Below are 13,996 nucleotides of genomic sequence, written 5' to 3'. Positions count from 1 at the left end.
TTTTTTCAAAGGCCGGGAGAGAAAAATGAGCGACCGTATTTCCGTATCCATCGAAGACGGTGTGGCTGACGTTCGCCTGACCCGTGCCGACAAAATGAATGCGCTCGACGACGCCATGTTCGAGGCGCTCATCAGTACCGGCGAAGCGCTAGCCGCCAACCCTGACGTGCGCTGTGTTGTCATTTCTGGCGAAGGTCGGGCATTTTGTGCCGGGCTCGACATGGGCAACTTCGGCAAGATGGCGCAAGCCAAGCCGCAGGATGCATCTCCCGCCAAGGGCGGCGGTCGCCTTGAGCAACGCACCCACGGCATGTCAAATCGTCCGCAATATGCAGTGCGCGTCTGGCGCGAAATGCCGGTGCCGGTAATTGCCGCCGTCCACGGCGTTGCATTTGGCGGGGGCTTCCAGGTTATTCTGGGCGCCGACATGCGCTACATCGCGCCGGACACCAAACTGTCCATCATGGAAATCCGCTGGGGCCTGGTGCCGGACATGGCGGGCACACAAATCATGCGGCATCTGGCGCGCGAGGATATTGTCCGGGAACTGACATATACCGGCCGCGTGTTCTCAGGTGAAGAAGCGCTGGAGTACGGCTTTGCAACCCGCGTGGAAACAGACCCGCTGGCCGCAGCCCTGGCTACCGCCCGCGACATTGCCTCCAAAAGCCCATCAGCCATCGAAGCCTCCAAGCGTCTGCTGAGTGCGGCGCTGTATGCGGGCGAAGAAGACGGCCTGGTGCTTGAATCTGTCGAGCAGGACCACCTGATCGGCAGCGCCAACCAGATTGAAGCGGTCATGTCACAGCTTGAAAAGCGCGATGCCAGCTTTGCACCAGCCCGCACGGGTGACGCGCCCAAGCTCAGTAAAGTCAGCTAGCTGCTACTTCTTGCCAAAGCCTGCAATACGGTCGCGCATGTCCGGCCCAACGCCCTGCGACTTATATATCTCGTGGGCCAGACCGGAAGTCAGGTCGAGGCCGTCCGTGTCGAGCAGCAGTTTCTTGAGCGCGCGCAGCGAGAACCATGAGTTTTCCAGCATGGTTTTCGTGAACGCATTTACGGCATCATAAAAGCCGTCATCCGCGTAGCAGGCATTTGCAAGCCCCATGACTTCGGCCTGCCGACCAGAGTAGGTCTGCGCGGTCAGCATCATTTCGGCAGCTTTGGTCTTGCCAACCCGTCGCGGCAGGCGCTGGCTCATGCCCCATACCGGCGTCAGCGCCCACTTTGCATGGGTGTCTGCAAACTTTGCATTCTCACTTGCCAGAATAATATCGCCCGCCAGCGCCAGTTCGAGCGCGCCCGTATAGCAATGACTGTGTACGGCGCTGATGACGGGCTGAGGCAGGTTCGCCAGCCGCTCAATCACAAGCGGCTGAAAGTTGGGGCGGGGCAGTTTTTCACCAGCCGCGATATCGCCGAGATCATGCCCGGCAGAAAAACACCGCCCGGCCCCGCGCACCACCACGCAGCCAACACCATCTGTATCTGTTTCAATGGATGCTATGTGCGCATCCAGCTCTTCAAACACCGGCACGTTGAGCGCGTTCAACTTGTCCGGCCGATTGATGGTCAGCGTCGTCACGCCATCCCTGTCGTCACGCAACACGAGATCACCCATTGTCATCTCCCTCTTCTCATCCCGATTAGAACTTCGGTTGTGCCTACTTAGCCCTTAAGCTATCCCAAGCTCCACTTAAGTTGGCCCATTTGGACGCAGTATGCATACACGACTGACAGTCGTAACCGTCACCCATAATGGCGGGTTGGTTATCGGTGGTTTGCTTGACAGCTTACCGGCGCAGATACCGCTTGTGGTTGTGGATAATGCATCAACGGACAACACCCTCGATATTATTGCGTCCAAACGACCTAACGCCACGGTTCTGCGCAACGAGATAGGACAGGGCTATGGCCGTGGCGCGAGCAGGGGACTAAATGCGGTAGAAACTGAGTTTGCATTACTCGCAAACCCGGATTCGGTGTTGAGCGAGGATGCGATTAAAGCCCTCCTCGCGGCGGCAGATACATACCCAGATGCTGCAATGTTTGGACCGGTACACAAAACGGGCGACGGGCGTATTGAGCCCAGCCACGATGTTGAGTTGTGGCGCAGGCATCTGTTCGGCAAACGTGATGGCGAGGTATCACCCGACGGTGATATCTGTGTTGAGTTTGTTTCTGGCGCCGTCAATCTTGTGCGCATGGATGTGATGCGCAAAGTCGGCTTTTACGATCCTGAAGTGTTCCTTTATTTTGAGGATGACGACATGTGTATGCGCATTCGTCGCGCCGGATACAGTGTCGTGGTTGTAGCGCAGAGTGTCGTCGTGCATCTCAACTCAGGCTCAGTGCGCCCCAACGCTTCTTACTATTGGGAAAAGTTCTGGCATATTGCCTGGTCTCGCATTCATATTGAGCGCAAGTATCGGGGGCAGGCAGCTGCGATGCGGCTGGCCGCAGTGGATACGCTGCGCTACGGCGTTAAGGCAGTCGCAAATGCTATCGTGTTTCGCGGGTTTCAGGCACGCAGGGATGCCGCGCGGTGCGCAGGTACATGGGCAGCATTGTGGGGTGTGCGCGCCATTCCCCCCGAAGCAGAGGGGCACCTATGAGCTTCATAAAAAAACTTCGCCAAAAAGTCCGTAAGCTGACAACGTCGGAACCAAAGCTTGGCCCTGAAATATCAATCGGACGCCATACTTATGGATTGTCGCGGCGTATGGTCGCCGGCGCTTCGATGGAAGCCCCTCTTACAGTGGGGGCGTTTTGTTCCATAGGCCCGGATGTTCTGTTTTTCTCAAAGGCTGATCACCCGATCACTCTGCCCAGCACATATCCCTTCAAGACACTGATATGGGATGCGCATAAGCCAAATCAGGACGCCATCACCAAAGGCGGCATCACAATAGGAAGCGATGTGTGGATTGGCGCCCGAGCGATCATCATGTCCGGCATCCGTATTGGCGATGGCGCGATCATAGCCGCAGGTGCTGTTGTTACCAAAAACGTCGAGCCATACGCAATTGTAGGCGGGAATCCGGCGCGGGAAATCCGCAAGCGGTTCGAGGCGGCACAGGTATCCGCCCTACTGCGCCTGAAGTGGTGGGAGTGGAGCGATCACGAGCTGGAAGAACTCCGGGAGGCTTTCTATGGACCTGTACATGCGTTCATTGATGCGGCGACAGCCCTGAAGCAGCGAACACCAAGCTAGCTAAAAAGAGCTCGCGCCACTTTTGTGTCATTGGCAATCGCGACCTTCAGGTCTGCTTCGGCCTTCTCGACAATCGGGTGACGTTTGTCGGTGATGGCTTCCTGCCAGCTTGGCCGCGCCTGCAAGGCATCGAAGTAGGCGAGGACAGGTGCAAGTGTTTTGTCTTCTGCAAAATGCGCCAGCCACCCCGTTTCGCTGATGCGCAGCAACATGCATGACCAGGTAACGTCCGCCAACGTGTACTGCCCGCCCATGATCCAGGGGCCGCCGGTATCCCGAAGGTGGGCCGACAGCCGCTCAAGGTGTGCCCGCATATGATCACGACTTTGGTGCATTACCTGTTGCAGAGGTTTTTGGCCAAGCATCGTGCGCAACCCAAACAGACGCGACGCTGTAAAAAAGGCGGGTCGTCTCTTGTCGGGGTGAAACAGAAAGCCCACCAGTATGCGCCGCAGCGGTATGTAGCGAATTGCGGTCACAAAAATCGGCAGTGTCAGACCAGGAATGCAGCTTCCCGGCCTGGTCGCCATGCTTGCCATCGGGTCGTCGCTGCTGATGACACCGCCCGCCACCCATTCTTCCATACGGGCACGGGCTTCCAGATCAGCAGGCACCAGAGATGGCCGGTCTGCGGAAGCATGTTCTGCCACATAGGTAAGCACACCATCAGACTCATAGATCGGATGCCCGTTATGCACCAGAGTAGGCACCAGCCCTGACGGGTTGATTTTCAGATAGCGGGCGCTGATCGTCTCGTATCTTCCGGTCTCAATCAGATCAATCTGATGATACGTGTACGGCACACCGCATTCCGCCAGCACAAGCCGCACCTTGCGCGAACAATGCGAAAAAGCATTTGCATATAGCTCGAACTCGGCACTGTGCGGCAGTAAGATATCACGCTGCAAACCGCCTGATACCGGGTGCGTGCGGCGCCTCGCTTTCTCAATGAGAAACCAGATGAGCACAGCGCCCGCGAGGGCAAAAATGATCCATGGATATGACATGCCCATATTTCCTTATGCCAGAATGACGAGCGTCACGCCGCCCAGATGGAGGAGGGGCCGGGAAGGAATGAGCCGTCATCGGTACCTAACTCCGCCAGTGTCAGTGCATTCAGTTGCGTGTTCATCTGGTCGATAAGTGCGCGGTGGTCAGACTGGCTCGCGGCCATGTTGATCTTTTCCATCGGATCACTCAGCGTGTCGTACAGTTCGACATCGTTGCGCGCATACAGGTCATGCAGCGTTGTAGGTATGTGGTGTTCATAAGGCGAGAAGTACCGCGCAAACTTGTAACGGCCTGTAGTGATGCCGCGCATGTGTCCGCGATTGCGAAACCCGCCCAGGAACTCGCGTACATTCATGCTGCCGATCTTTGCAAACGGTCCGTGTGCGTTTTGAACGGCTGCAAAATTGCGGATGCTTTTTTCCGACATGTGAATGAGACTCGTCCATTGCATCAACGCGGCCTCACGTGGTCCTGCATCAACGCCAGTCGTATTTGCAGTGAGTGCTCCCGACAGGTCGTGCCCTTTGAGCAACGGATATGCCTCGCGCCTAATGCTCTCATCAATGCCAGCAAATGCCAGCAGCGTTGGAACAACATCCAGCTGTGAAGCCAACGCCAAAGTTTCGCGTCCGCCGGGAACGTCGGGATGGCGTACAAAAAACGGTATGTTCTGATTTTCGCGGTAGATGTTACCGCCTTTTTCGCGCAGCCCATGCACGCCCGCCATTTCCCCGTGGTCAGACAGAAAAACAACAACCGTGTCTTTGTCTTGCCCCGTGTCTTCAAGTGCGTCCAGCACGGTACCCAGATTGCGGTCCAGGTCAGCGAGACAGTTGAAGTAGTAATTGTTATATTCAGTCCAAAGGTCGCGGCGTTCCAGCGGAATGTCGCCGAGCGCGAGCCGCATGACTTTCTGCATCTCGCGGTGCGCTGCGGGCTTGCCTTCAAGCGTTGCGTCGCCAAATGTTTCCGGCAGTTCAACCTGCCAGTTTTTGGAATAGTGTGGATCTTCGGGCGCCGGCAGAATGACATCGGGAAACTGGTTGAGGCGGCTTTTCTCCTGATGTTCGCTGGTCTTGTAAAACATGATGTCGTGCGGGTTGACGAAGTTGACCGCAGCAAACCATGGCTTGTCACCATTCTTCTGTGTGCTGATGAACTTAGCCGCGCTCACCGCAGAAAGTGGGTCATACTTCCATCCATGTTGTGCCCCGTCGCGCTCGCGGTCCTGGTCTGTGTGCTCGAAACCAAAGCCGCCAAAGGTTTTGGCAATGGTCTCGCGCCCAACCGCTTCATCGACTTCAAAGTGACTGAGGTGCCACTTTCCGAAATAACCTGTGGTGTAACCTGCGTCCTGCATCATGGTGCCAAGGGTGGGGATGTCTTTGCGAAAGCCGCGCGCATAGGGCAGGGGCGTGTTTTCCCAGATACCGTTTTCCTGTGGGTGCAAACCCGAATAGATGACACCACGCGCAAGCGAGCAAAGATTGGAGACTGTGCTGGCATTGCGAAATACCGTACTTTGCGCCATCAGCCGGTCGTGGTGGGGCAGGGCAACCTGTGAGGGGATCAGGTGGCGCGCGCGCTCCTGATCTGTCAGCACCAGCAATATGTTGGGCCGCCGTCCACCTGGGCTGGTGAGGTTTGCGCGCGGGCGCTCAGCGCTGCCAGGTGCCACCGCGCGATAAACGCCGTAAGCAGCCGCAATAGCCCCGGCTCCGACAAGTGCCGTCCGGCGTGAAATATTTTTCATGATGTCGTCTCCCCAAAAGGCCATTTTGTTGGCCTCCACTTGTGTCGCTATTAGTTCTGTCGGCCTGCGATCAACCCCGCGACCATCTGGGCGTGGTCATTCACAAAGTCGTCCGACATCGGATCAATGCCGAACAGTTTCTTGCATTCGTGCTCTACCGAAAAAACAAACGCACCCGCGCCGACCATCAGGTAGTAGCCATGCGCATCCACCTCGATGCCAAAAATCTCGCGGGCTTCTGCCAGCGTTTTGCTGACATGGGTGTCGACGATGTAGTCCATCCGCCAGGAGGCCATTTTACCCTCCTGCACCATCAGCCGGTTGAGTTGCGGCACTTCGGCGCTGAAACGAACGAAGGTTGCAACAAATGGCTGTAGGCGCTCATCCAGCGGAAGGTCTTTGATGACTTCAAATGTGCGGGCGTTGCGGTCGGCCAGCCGTGTGAACACCCGGTCGACAACTTGCCGCCAGAAAGCTTCCTTGGTGTCAAAGTGATAGGCCACCAGTCCGCGCTGCACTCCCGCGGTCGATTCAATGGTGCGCACCGAAACACCTTCAAAGCCAAGTGATGAAAAAAGCTCGATGCCTGCATCGAGCAGCAACTCGCGCGTTTCTTCCGCACGTTTCTGCGGCGCGCGCTTCGTTGCAGCCTGTCTCGTGCGGGTGGTGCGGCGCGTAACGGAGGTGGACAAACGCATGGCTCCCAAAAAACTTGTTGCATAACATAAATAGCATCTCTAATTTCGTCAGACAACAAGTTTATGAAAGGTTGCTCACATGGGTATCCGCGTTGCAGACATTGCCTACGTTCGGTTCCACGCCCCCGACCTTGACCAGATGGAAGCCTTCCTGACGGATTTTGGCCTCGTGCGCTCACACAGAACGGATGATGCGCTGTATATGCGCGGGGCAGGCGACGAGCCGTTTATTCACGTGACCCACAAAGGCGATGCAGGTTTTGCGGGCATTGCCTTTCTTGCCCAAAGCGTTGCCGACCTTGAGGTGCTCGCCACAATGCCGGGCGCAAGCGCAATCGAGGACATTGACGAGCCCGGCGGCGGAAAGCGGGTTCGATTCACCGACCCCAACGGTCACAAGGTGGAAGTGGTGGCAGGGCGCGATAGCGTTGGCGCACTTGCGTTACGCCGCGCCACACCGTCCAACTCATTCGACGCACGCCCGCGCATCGGCGCGCCACTGCGCTCGGGTGACGGGCCGGCACAGGTTATGCGGTTGGGCCATTGCGTGCTGAATGTCGTGGATTTTGCCGCCAGCGAAGCCTGGTACAAAGAGCGCTTCGGGCTTGTAACGTCAGATGAGATCGCCATCGACGACACAACATCCATCGGCGCGTTCATGCGCTGTGATCTGGGTGCAACCCATGTGGACCACCACACTCTTTTTCTTGTTGGCACAGGCGAGGCAGGCTTCAACCATGCAGCCTTCGAGGTGGCCAATATCGATGACCTGATGGCCGGAAACACCCACCTGCAAAGCAAGGGCTACACCCATGAATGGGGGGTAGGCCGCCACATCCTTGGCAGTCAGATATTCGATTATTGGCGCGACCCCTGGGGACACACTGTTGAGCACTGGACCGACGGCGACCTGTTCAACAACGAAACGCCACCCAACAAACAGGGTCTGGATACATTGCTTGGCGTCCAGTGGGGTCCACCACCACCGCCCACGCTTGGCAGCTAGCCCGCCCAACACCACAAATAAAAACGCAGAACAGGGACGCACACCATGAAGCTCGCAACCTTCACCCATGCCGGGTCAACACGTATCGGCATTGTCACCGACAACGGCATCATCGATCTGGCAGCCGCGAAGCCGGACCTGCCAACTGAAATGATTGCCTTTCTTGAAGCTGGTGATGCGGCGATGAAAGCTGCCCGTTCAGCGTCCGGGTCGCTCATTCCAACCGCCGACGTGATCCTTGAAGCGCCTGTCCTCAAGCCTGGCAAGGTGATGGCCATTGGCCTCAACTACGGCGACCACGTGGTTGAGTCTGGCCTCGAAACGCCGGAGCACCAGATCTGGTTCACCAAGGCACCGTCGAGCATTGTCGGTGACGGTGCCGATGTGCTGAAGCCCGCAGTATCAGACCTCATCGACTGGGAAGCGGAGCTGTGCATCATCATTGGCAAGCGTGCCCGCAACGTGCCCCGCGACCGGGCGCATGAGGTGATAGCCGGCTATTGCTGCGGCAACGATATTTCGGTGCGCGACTGGCAGCTTCGCACACCGCAATTCACACTCGGCAAGAGCTTTGACACTCATGGACCACTAGGTCCTTGGCTCACAACGGCTGATGAAGTAGGCGATCCGCACACGCTGGACATAAAATGCTTCGTCAACGGCGAACAGCGCCAGAGCTCCAACACCAAAAACCTCATCTTCGACTGCTTCGACCAGATTGAGGAACTGACAAAAGCGATGACGCTTGAGCCGGGAGACGTGATTTTCACCGGCACTCCCGGTGGTGTCGGCGGTGCCATGAAACCGATGCAGTTCCTTAAAGTCGGCGACACCGTTCGCGTCGAGATCAGCAAACTGGGTGCGCTGGAAAACACACTCGTGGCTGAAGATACAACGCCACAGATCGGCTGATGCGCCATGCATGATACGTACGATGTTGTCATTGTCGGCCTTGGTCCCGTTGGTGCCATGCTCGCGGGTCTGCTGGGTGGCAAGGGGCGCCGTATTCTTGTGGTCGAACGCGACACGCAGGTCTATCCAATGCCGCGCGCCGTCCACGTGGATCATGAAGTCATCCGGCTGCTGAGCCTTGTAAGAGCAGATGACGCGGTTATGAAAACCGCCAACGTCACCGTCAGCTATGACTTTGAAGCGGCAGACGGTGAGCTGCTGATGGGATTCCGTCCGCCTGATGCGCCTGCGCCGACGGGCTTCCCATGGAGCGTACTGTTTCATCAACCGACACTTGAAGTGGCTCTGCGCGAAAATCTTGCACGCCACCCGAATATAGAAGTCCGTCTTGGTACGGAGTTTGTGTCATATGACGACAGTATCGAAGGTAAGGTCAGTGTTGTCCTGCAGGGCAAACACGCAGGTACGGTAACAGCGGCATATATCGTGGGCTGTGATGGCGGGCGTTCGCCGGTCAGGCGTCAGGCCGGCATTGCCCTTGATGACCTTGATTTCAACGAGCCTTGGGCCGTGGTTGACACGCTGCTGCCGGAGGGATGGGAAGTATTGCACGAGGCCAGCCGCCAGATTTGTGATCCGGCCCGGCCCGTCACGTCAATTCCCACAGGTCATGGCCGCCACCGATGGGAGTTCATGCTTCTGCCCGGTGAGACAGCCGACGACATTCTGGCACCAGATACCCTGTCAGCACTCATCGCCGCACAGTTGCCGCCGAGCCTCACGCGCGATGACATCGAAATCGAGAGAAGCGCCGTCTATACGTTCCACGGCGTCTTTGCCCGTACCTGGCGCAAGGGCCGGGTGCTGCTTGCAGGCGACGCGGCACATCAGATGCCGCCCTTCATGGGGCAGGGCCTGTGCTCCGGCGTGCGCGATGCGGCCAACCTGGCATGGAAGCTCGACGCAGTTTTGCAGGACACCGCACCCGAGGCCCTGCTGGATACCGTCCAGCCCGAACGCGAACCACAAATAAGGTTCATTACCGAAACGGCCATCGGCATGGGTCGTGTTGTATGCACGCAGGACGTTGAAGCAGCAACGGTGCGTGACGCCGACATGTGCGCAACACCCCTTGCACAACGTACCGGCACAACGCCGGGCCTGCCGCCACAATCCACCGGTATCATGGCAGAAGATGCGCGGGCAGGCGTTGCCGGTTTCCCGTTTGCAAGAGATGTGCAGCTTGATCTGCTGAGCGGCTATGCGCCGGTACTGCTTTTGGCGCAGTCACCAAACGACCAGCACGCCGCACAATGGCAGACGCTGGTTCCAGGTCTTCTTATTGCCAGCCTGTCAGGCAGCGAAGCAATCAAGGACAACAACGGACATATCCGCCAGCAGATTGGAAAGGCCGAAGCCATTCTGGTGCGCCCGGACCGTATCGTTTTTGGAGTTGGAAACCCCGCTCGTCTTGTTGGAGAGTTCGCCGACTATGTGAGCTGTACCAGGTCCCAATCCGTTTGATTTCAGGGCGGCGCATCGCTGGTCATGCTATCGTTCTGCCAGGACAAAAGCATAAAGCGGAGGTGAGCATGGCTGATGCAGACATCATTCTGGCAACACTCGACGAGGTTACCGGTCGCATAGGCGATCCTACGCCGCAGGTCTATGAACGCCTGTTCGCAGAGCACCCGGACCTGGAGCCGCTGTTCTTCATGGATTCAGACGGAGGCGTCCGCGGCTCGATGCTGCAGCAGTGCTTTGAATGCATCATTGATGCAGTCGGCGACAAAACCCTGGCGAAAACAATCCTCACATCAGAGTGCGACCGTCATCAGGGCTATGACGTGCCTGCAGATACATTCTGGATGTTTTTCACAACCATACGCGACACCTTCCGCGATCTTCTGGGCACCGAGTGGTCAGCGTCAATGGAACGCGAATGGGAAGGGTTGCTGAGTGAACTGCGTGCCACCCGAACGCCGGAGCGCGCCACTCAGGCAGCGTGATCAACTAAGGTGACGCGCTTGACGGAGTGTTTGATTGCGGTGCTGGTGCAACGCTGGGTGCTGAAGGAGTATGGGGGGAGCTACCCGACGGCGCTGCGAACCGGGGCGGATGGAGGCCCAGTTCTGCATAGGTTGGTGCTGCGCTGCTGGTCATGCTGAAGCATTGCCCTGCTGCATCCGCAACAGCCTGACATAAAAACAGATCGTCAGAGCGCTTAATCCAGATTCCACCCTGCGGATTGGCGATGTAGCTCACGTTGTCCGCCTGCCTCTCAACCGCGGGCGGACGGAAGGCAAACACCACACCTGCCACTACAAAACACAAGACAATGGCCTGCGCTGTGGTGAGGTTGGCCCATGCGCGTAACACGGGATTGCTGGGCTCTGATGCTTTGCGGGGCGGCATGTTTTTCTCCGTTTACGGATAGTTAGTTAGCACAGTTTCAACGCTGAGTATTCGGCTTGGATTCAAAGGTCATGTTGAAGCTGATCGATATGCGGTCACGATTACTTTCGTTGCGCTGCACGCTATGTTGCAGCCAACCGGGAAACACCAGTAAATCGCCCTCCCGGCAGGTGTGCTCCAGCAACTGACCGGTGTAAGGAGACAGATCATCTGCGGGAAAAGGCGACATGACCCGTGCCGCTATCGGGTCAAACAACTCGATGTTTCCGCCATCTTTCGGCATATCCACATAATAGGCACCGGACAGGAATGATTGCGGGTGCACATGTGCGCGGTTGCTGTGCCCGTGACCATTGATGTTGATCCATAGCGACTGAAAGACGAGATTATGCCGTGTGAAATCAAAGCCTATTGATGTGGCACATCCCGCACTTGTTGTGCCGATGATTTTGCGTATTTGGGCCAGCCGGTCATCCGTGTGGAGATTGGTTTGTGAATGCCACCCGCCTTCGTTTGAGCGGCGTTCCGCACTCTCGGTGCGCAATTGGGGCAGTAACGCACGGATGTCTGCGTTGATCTGCTCGAAGCCGACAACACGACGCACCCAAAGGGGCGTGGCAAATATCTGCGTTGGCGTAAAATCATCAGTTTCCGACGCAGTCATGATGGCGCTCCCCAACATAACGGCAATGCCTGGTGTATTTGCGGTAACACGCTCTGCCAGCCGCTGTTGTGTGTTACGCCGGGCAGGCTCGTCGTGCGAATGCATGGACTATCTGGAGGCATGGCACGCAGATAGCTCTGCAGGATGCTTTCGGGCACGACCGTGTCATCCTCGCCGACCAAATGAAGCTGCGGCACCGTCGCAAGCTGAGCCGCAATGTCTTTGGGATTGAGCGAGCCGACAAGAGGCGAGACGCTGTGATGAGCTGTGAATGCGTCTGTATCCATCGGCGCTGCCAGCGTTGTGATGCCCGCCACATCTGCGCGCCTGACAGCAGCAAGAGCAGCCAGTACGCCGCCGCCGGAATAACCAACAAGATGAACGCTAAGGGCACCGGACTGCGCCTTCAGCGTTGATATGGCTTCATCAACTGCCGCCACCACATCGGCTGAAAAACGGGCATTTGTCCACAATGATACGTCGCAGTTGCGGCTGCTCGCGCCAACATACTGGCAGGGGCGCGCGAGATAGGCTTTGGGAACTCGCGGGTCTTTTTCCATCAGGCCTATGACCAACGGCGTTGCAGGTGTCGGGTCTGTGGAGGGCTGGCTGCGGGTGATCCATGCAAGCCCGTCACCTTCAATATAGATGGTCAGCATTGCGCCGCCGGAAATGCCAAAACCCTTTGGGACAAAGGCTGCAATGTCAAACATCCGTGTAGGGATGAGTATCTGCGTCAGCGCGCCGCTACCCGCGCTCAGTGCAGCAGCGCGGCGGGTTTCCAGGTCGGGGACTGCGCTGCACGCTACAAGCGCATAGACGAGCACGCTGAGGACTGCGGTTTTGAAAAAAGCCATTTCGTCACTTGACCGGTAAGCAGGTTATGCAGTCTTTGCGCTTGTTGCGCCTGAGGTAAAGTACAATCTTGGGTCGGCACACAGACCGTTGACACGCGCCCAGTTGCACGAAGGCGAACATGATGAGTGAGACGAAGCAGCCGACGCAAGACGCCGACACCCAGGAACAGCCCCAGCAGCCGAGCACCACAATCTCCTGCTCACGCGGGCTTTCAGACTGGTTGCGTCTCAATAATGTGAGTTTCGGACTGACCTCCTATCAGTCCGGCCGCCTTTACCTCGTCGGCCATCAGCAAGACGGCGCTGTGAGCTTTCACGAACGGATTTTCAACCGCGCCATGGGTGTTGCCGCCGACAGCCAGCGGATTTTCCTGGCGGATCTGTTTCAGATATGGCGGCTGGAGAACATTCTTGGCCCCGGCCAGATGATTGACCAGTTCGACGCCAACTATGTACCGCGCAATGCCCAGACCACCGGCGATCTTGATGCCCATGAACTTGGTATCGACAAGGACGGGCGCGTCATATTCGTCAACACCAAGTACTCGTGCCTCGCCACGCCCAGCGTCACGCACAGCTTCAAGCCCGTGTGGAAGCCGCCGTTCATTTCGCGTCTGGCACCGGAAGACCGCTGCCATCTCAATGGTCTTGCGATGCATGAAGGCGCCGCGAAATATGTAACGGCGGTCTGCAAGAGCGACATCATCAATGGCTGGCGCGACCGTCGCGCTGAGGGCGGTTGCATAATCGATGTGGCCAGCAACGAGTTTGTGACGCAGAAACTCTCCATGCCGCATTCCCCGCGTATGCATGATGGCAAGCTATGGGTGCTGAACTCCGGCCATGGCGAACTGTGCACGGTGGATGAGGCCACAGGCGCGCTGACGACCGTCGCCTTCCTGCCCGGTTTCCTGCGTGGGCTGGCGTTTCACGGACGCTTTGCGTTTGTCGGCCTGTCGCTGCCGCGCGACGGCAGCTTTTCGGGGCTTGCGCTTGATGCAGCACTTGAGAAACGCGATGCAGATCCCTGGTGCGGGGTGCTGATTGTCGATACGCAATCCAGCGACATTGTTGAGTGGATCCGCTTTGAAGGCGAAATCCGAGAGCTGTTTGATGTGTTCGTCCTGCCCGGCGTCAAAACGCCGATGGCATTGGGCATGATGGACCCATTGATCCGCACGATGATTACCATCGAGGATTGGGATGAGTCTGACCGGCCCCAGGGTGCCGGAAATTAACCTTTTGGGTGATTATCTGCCCAACCAAGCGACAAAAAAGCCCATATTTCCGATATTTTTGGCCCCACTCATACTTTCGGGTGATTGCACTCCCTTAACCTTCTGATCTACGGTCCGGGGCGGGGATCAGTCACGGGGAATGCCTGATACGTGCAGCAGACGAGGTGCCGAATGTCGGCACCGGGCTAGGGGACGCCGAATGGCACGTAAAACGCACAAGAACTC

At 57.4% G+C, this 13,996-nt stretch carries 15 protein-coding genes; 8 read left to right on the top strand and 7 right to left on the bottom strand.

The annotated features are described in order from the left end of the window. Positions 1 to 25: 25 nt before the first annotated feature. Positions 26 to 880 (top strand): crotonase/enoyl-CoA hydratase family protein, encoded by an 855-nt coding sequence (locus RIB87_RS08830; RefSeq protein WP_350145672.1) that lies wholly within the window; start codon positions 26 to 28, stop codon positions 878 to 880. A gap of 3 nt (positions 881 to 883) precedes the next feature. Here the strand turns inward: RIB87_RS08830 and RIB87_RS08825 are convergent, their stop codons facing one another. Then, positions 884 to 1,624 (bottom strand): enoyl-CoA hydratase/isomerase family protein, encoded by a 741-nt coding sequence (locus RIB87_RS08825; protein ID WP_350145670.1) that lies wholly within the window; start codon positions 1,622 to 1,624, stop codon positions 884 to 886. Between the two features lie 100 nt (positions 1,625 to 1,724). On the opposite strand from RIB87_RS08825, the gene RIB87_RS08820 reads away from it, so the two are divergent. Together RIB87_RS08820 and RIB87_RS15510 are read left to right on the top strand one after the other, a co-directional pair. Next, a complete protein-coding gene (locus tag RIB87_RS08820) occupies positions 1,725 to 2,618 on the top strand; it encodes a glycosyltransferase (RefSeq protein WP_350145668.1) in 894 nt (297 codons plus the stop codon). Then, positions 2,615 to 3,217, top strand: coding sequence for a CatB-related O-acetyltransferase (locus RIB87_RS15510; protein WP_502943231.1), 603 nt, complete (start codon positions 2,615 to 2,617; stop codon positions 3,215 to 3,217). The genes RIB87_RS08820 and RIB87_RS15510 overlap by 4 nt, the downstream gene beginning before the upstream one ends. On the opposite strand, the gene RIB87_RS08810 is transcribed toward RIB87_RS15510, so the two are convergent. Genes RIB87_RS08810 through RIB87_RS08800 form a run of 3 tightly spaced genes read right to left on the bottom strand, consistent with a single transcriptional unit; the run spans position 3,214 to position 6,673 of the window. Continuing rightward, the gene (locus tag RIB87_RS08810) at positions 3,214 to 4,224 is read right to left on the bottom strand and encodes a glutathione S-transferase family protein (RefSeq protein WP_350145666.1); all 1,011 of its coding nucleotides are present in this window, start codon (positions 4,222 to 4,224) and stop codon (positions 3,214 to 3,216) included. The genes RIB87_RS15510 and RIB87_RS08810 overlap by 4 nt on opposite strands. Before the next feature lie 32 nt (positions 4,225 to 4,256). Beyond that, positions 4,257 to 5,981 (bottom strand): sulfatase family protein, encoded by a 1,725-nt coding sequence (locus RIB87_RS08805; RefSeq protein ID WP_350145664.1) that lies wholly within the window; start codon positions 5,979 to 5,981, stop codon positions 4,257 to 4,259. 50 nt (positions 5,982 to 6,031) lie between these two features. Further along, complete coding sequence (locus RIB87_RS08800; protein ID WP_350145662.1) at positions 6,032 to 6,673, bottom strand: TetR/AcrR family transcriptional regulator; 642 nt, start codon at positions 6,671 to 6,673, stop codon at positions 6,032 to 6,034. Between the two features lie 85 nt (positions 6,674 to 6,758). Between RIB87_RS08800 and RIB87_RS08795 the strand changes: the two genes are divergently transcribed. The 4 genes from RIB87_RS08795 (at position 6,759) to RIB87_RS08780 (ending at position 10,606) form a co-directional block, all read left to right on the top strand. Then, the gene (locus RIB87_RS08795) at positions 6,759 to 7,685 is read left to right on the top strand and encodes a 2,4,5-trihydroxytoluene oxygenase (protein WP_350145660.1); all 927 of its coding nucleotides are present in this window, start codon (positions 6,759 to 6,761) and stop codon (positions 7,683 to 7,685) included. A 45-nt stretch (positions 7,686 to 7,730) separates the two neighbouring features. Beyond that, positions 7,731 to 8,597 carry a fumarylacetoacetate hydrolase family protein gene (locus RIB87_RS08790; RefSeq protein WP_350145658.1) on the top strand — a complete coding sequence of 289 codons (867 nt, stop codon included), beginning with the start codon at positions 7,731 to 7,733 and terminating at the stop codon, positions 8,595 to 8,597. A gap of 6 nt (positions 8,598 to 8,603) precedes the next feature. Continuing rightward, entirely contained in the window at positions 8,604 to 10,121 is a 1,518-nt protein-coding gene (locus RIB87_RS08785; RefSeq protein ID WP_350145656.1) for a bifunctional 3-(3-hydroxy-phenyl)propionate/3-hydroxycinnamic acid hydroxylase, read from the top strand. 68 nt (positions 10,122 to 10,189) lie between these two features. Beyond that, positions 10,190 to 10,606 carry a globin gene (locus RIB87_RS08780; RefSeq protein ID WP_350145654.1) on the top strand — a complete coding sequence of 139 codons (417 nt, stop codon included), beginning with the start codon at positions 10,190 to 10,192 and terminating at the stop codon, positions 10,604 to 10,606. A gap of 4 nt (positions 10,607 to 10,610) precedes the next feature. On the opposite strand, the gene RIB87_RS08775 is transcribed toward RIB87_RS08780, so the two are convergent. From RIB87_RS08775 to RIB87_RS08765, 3 genes are read right to left on the bottom strand one after another with little or no spacing between them, the layout of a single operon-like run. Beyond that, positions 10,611 to 11,012, bottom strand: a complete 402-nt coding sequence (locus tag RIB87_RS08775) for a hypothetical protein (RefSeq protein ID WP_350145652.1) — start codon at positions 11,010 to 11,012, stop codon at positions 10,611 to 10,613. A gap of 37 nt (positions 11,013 to 11,049) precedes the next feature. After that, positions 11,050 to 11,676 carry a TIGR02466 family protein gene (locus tag RIB87_RS08770; protein ID WP_350145650.1) on the bottom strand — a complete coding sequence of 209 codons (627 nt, stop codon included), beginning with the start codon at positions 11,674 to 11,676 and terminating at the stop codon, positions 11,050 to 11,052. Then, the gene (locus RIB87_RS08765) at positions 11,673 to 12,533 is read right to left on the bottom strand and encodes an alpha/beta fold hydrolase (protein ID WP_350145648.1); all 861 of its coding nucleotides are present in this window, start codon (positions 12,531 to 12,533) and stop codon (positions 11,673 to 11,675) included. Before RIB87_RS08765 ends, RIB87_RS08770 begins: the two co-directional genes overlap by 4 nt. A 122-nt stretch (positions 12,534 to 12,655) precedes the next feature. On the opposite strand from RIB87_RS08765, the gene RIB87_RS08760 reads away from it, so the two are divergent. After that, positions 12,656 to 13,771 (top strand): TIGR03032 family protein, encoded by a 1,116-nt coding sequence (locus tag RIB87_RS08760; RefSeq protein ID WP_350145646.1) that lies wholly within the window; start codon positions 12,656 to 12,658, stop codon positions 13,769 to 13,771. Positions 13,772 to 13,996 lie beyond the last annotated feature (225 nt).

The sequence above is a fragment of the Pyruvatibacter sp. genome, assembly GCF_040219635.1.
Lineage (GTDB): Bacteria > Pseudomonadota > Alphaproteobacteria > CGMCC-115125 > CGMCC-115125 > Pyruvatibacter.
This window is presented reverse-complemented; position numbering and strand designations above follow the sequence as displayed.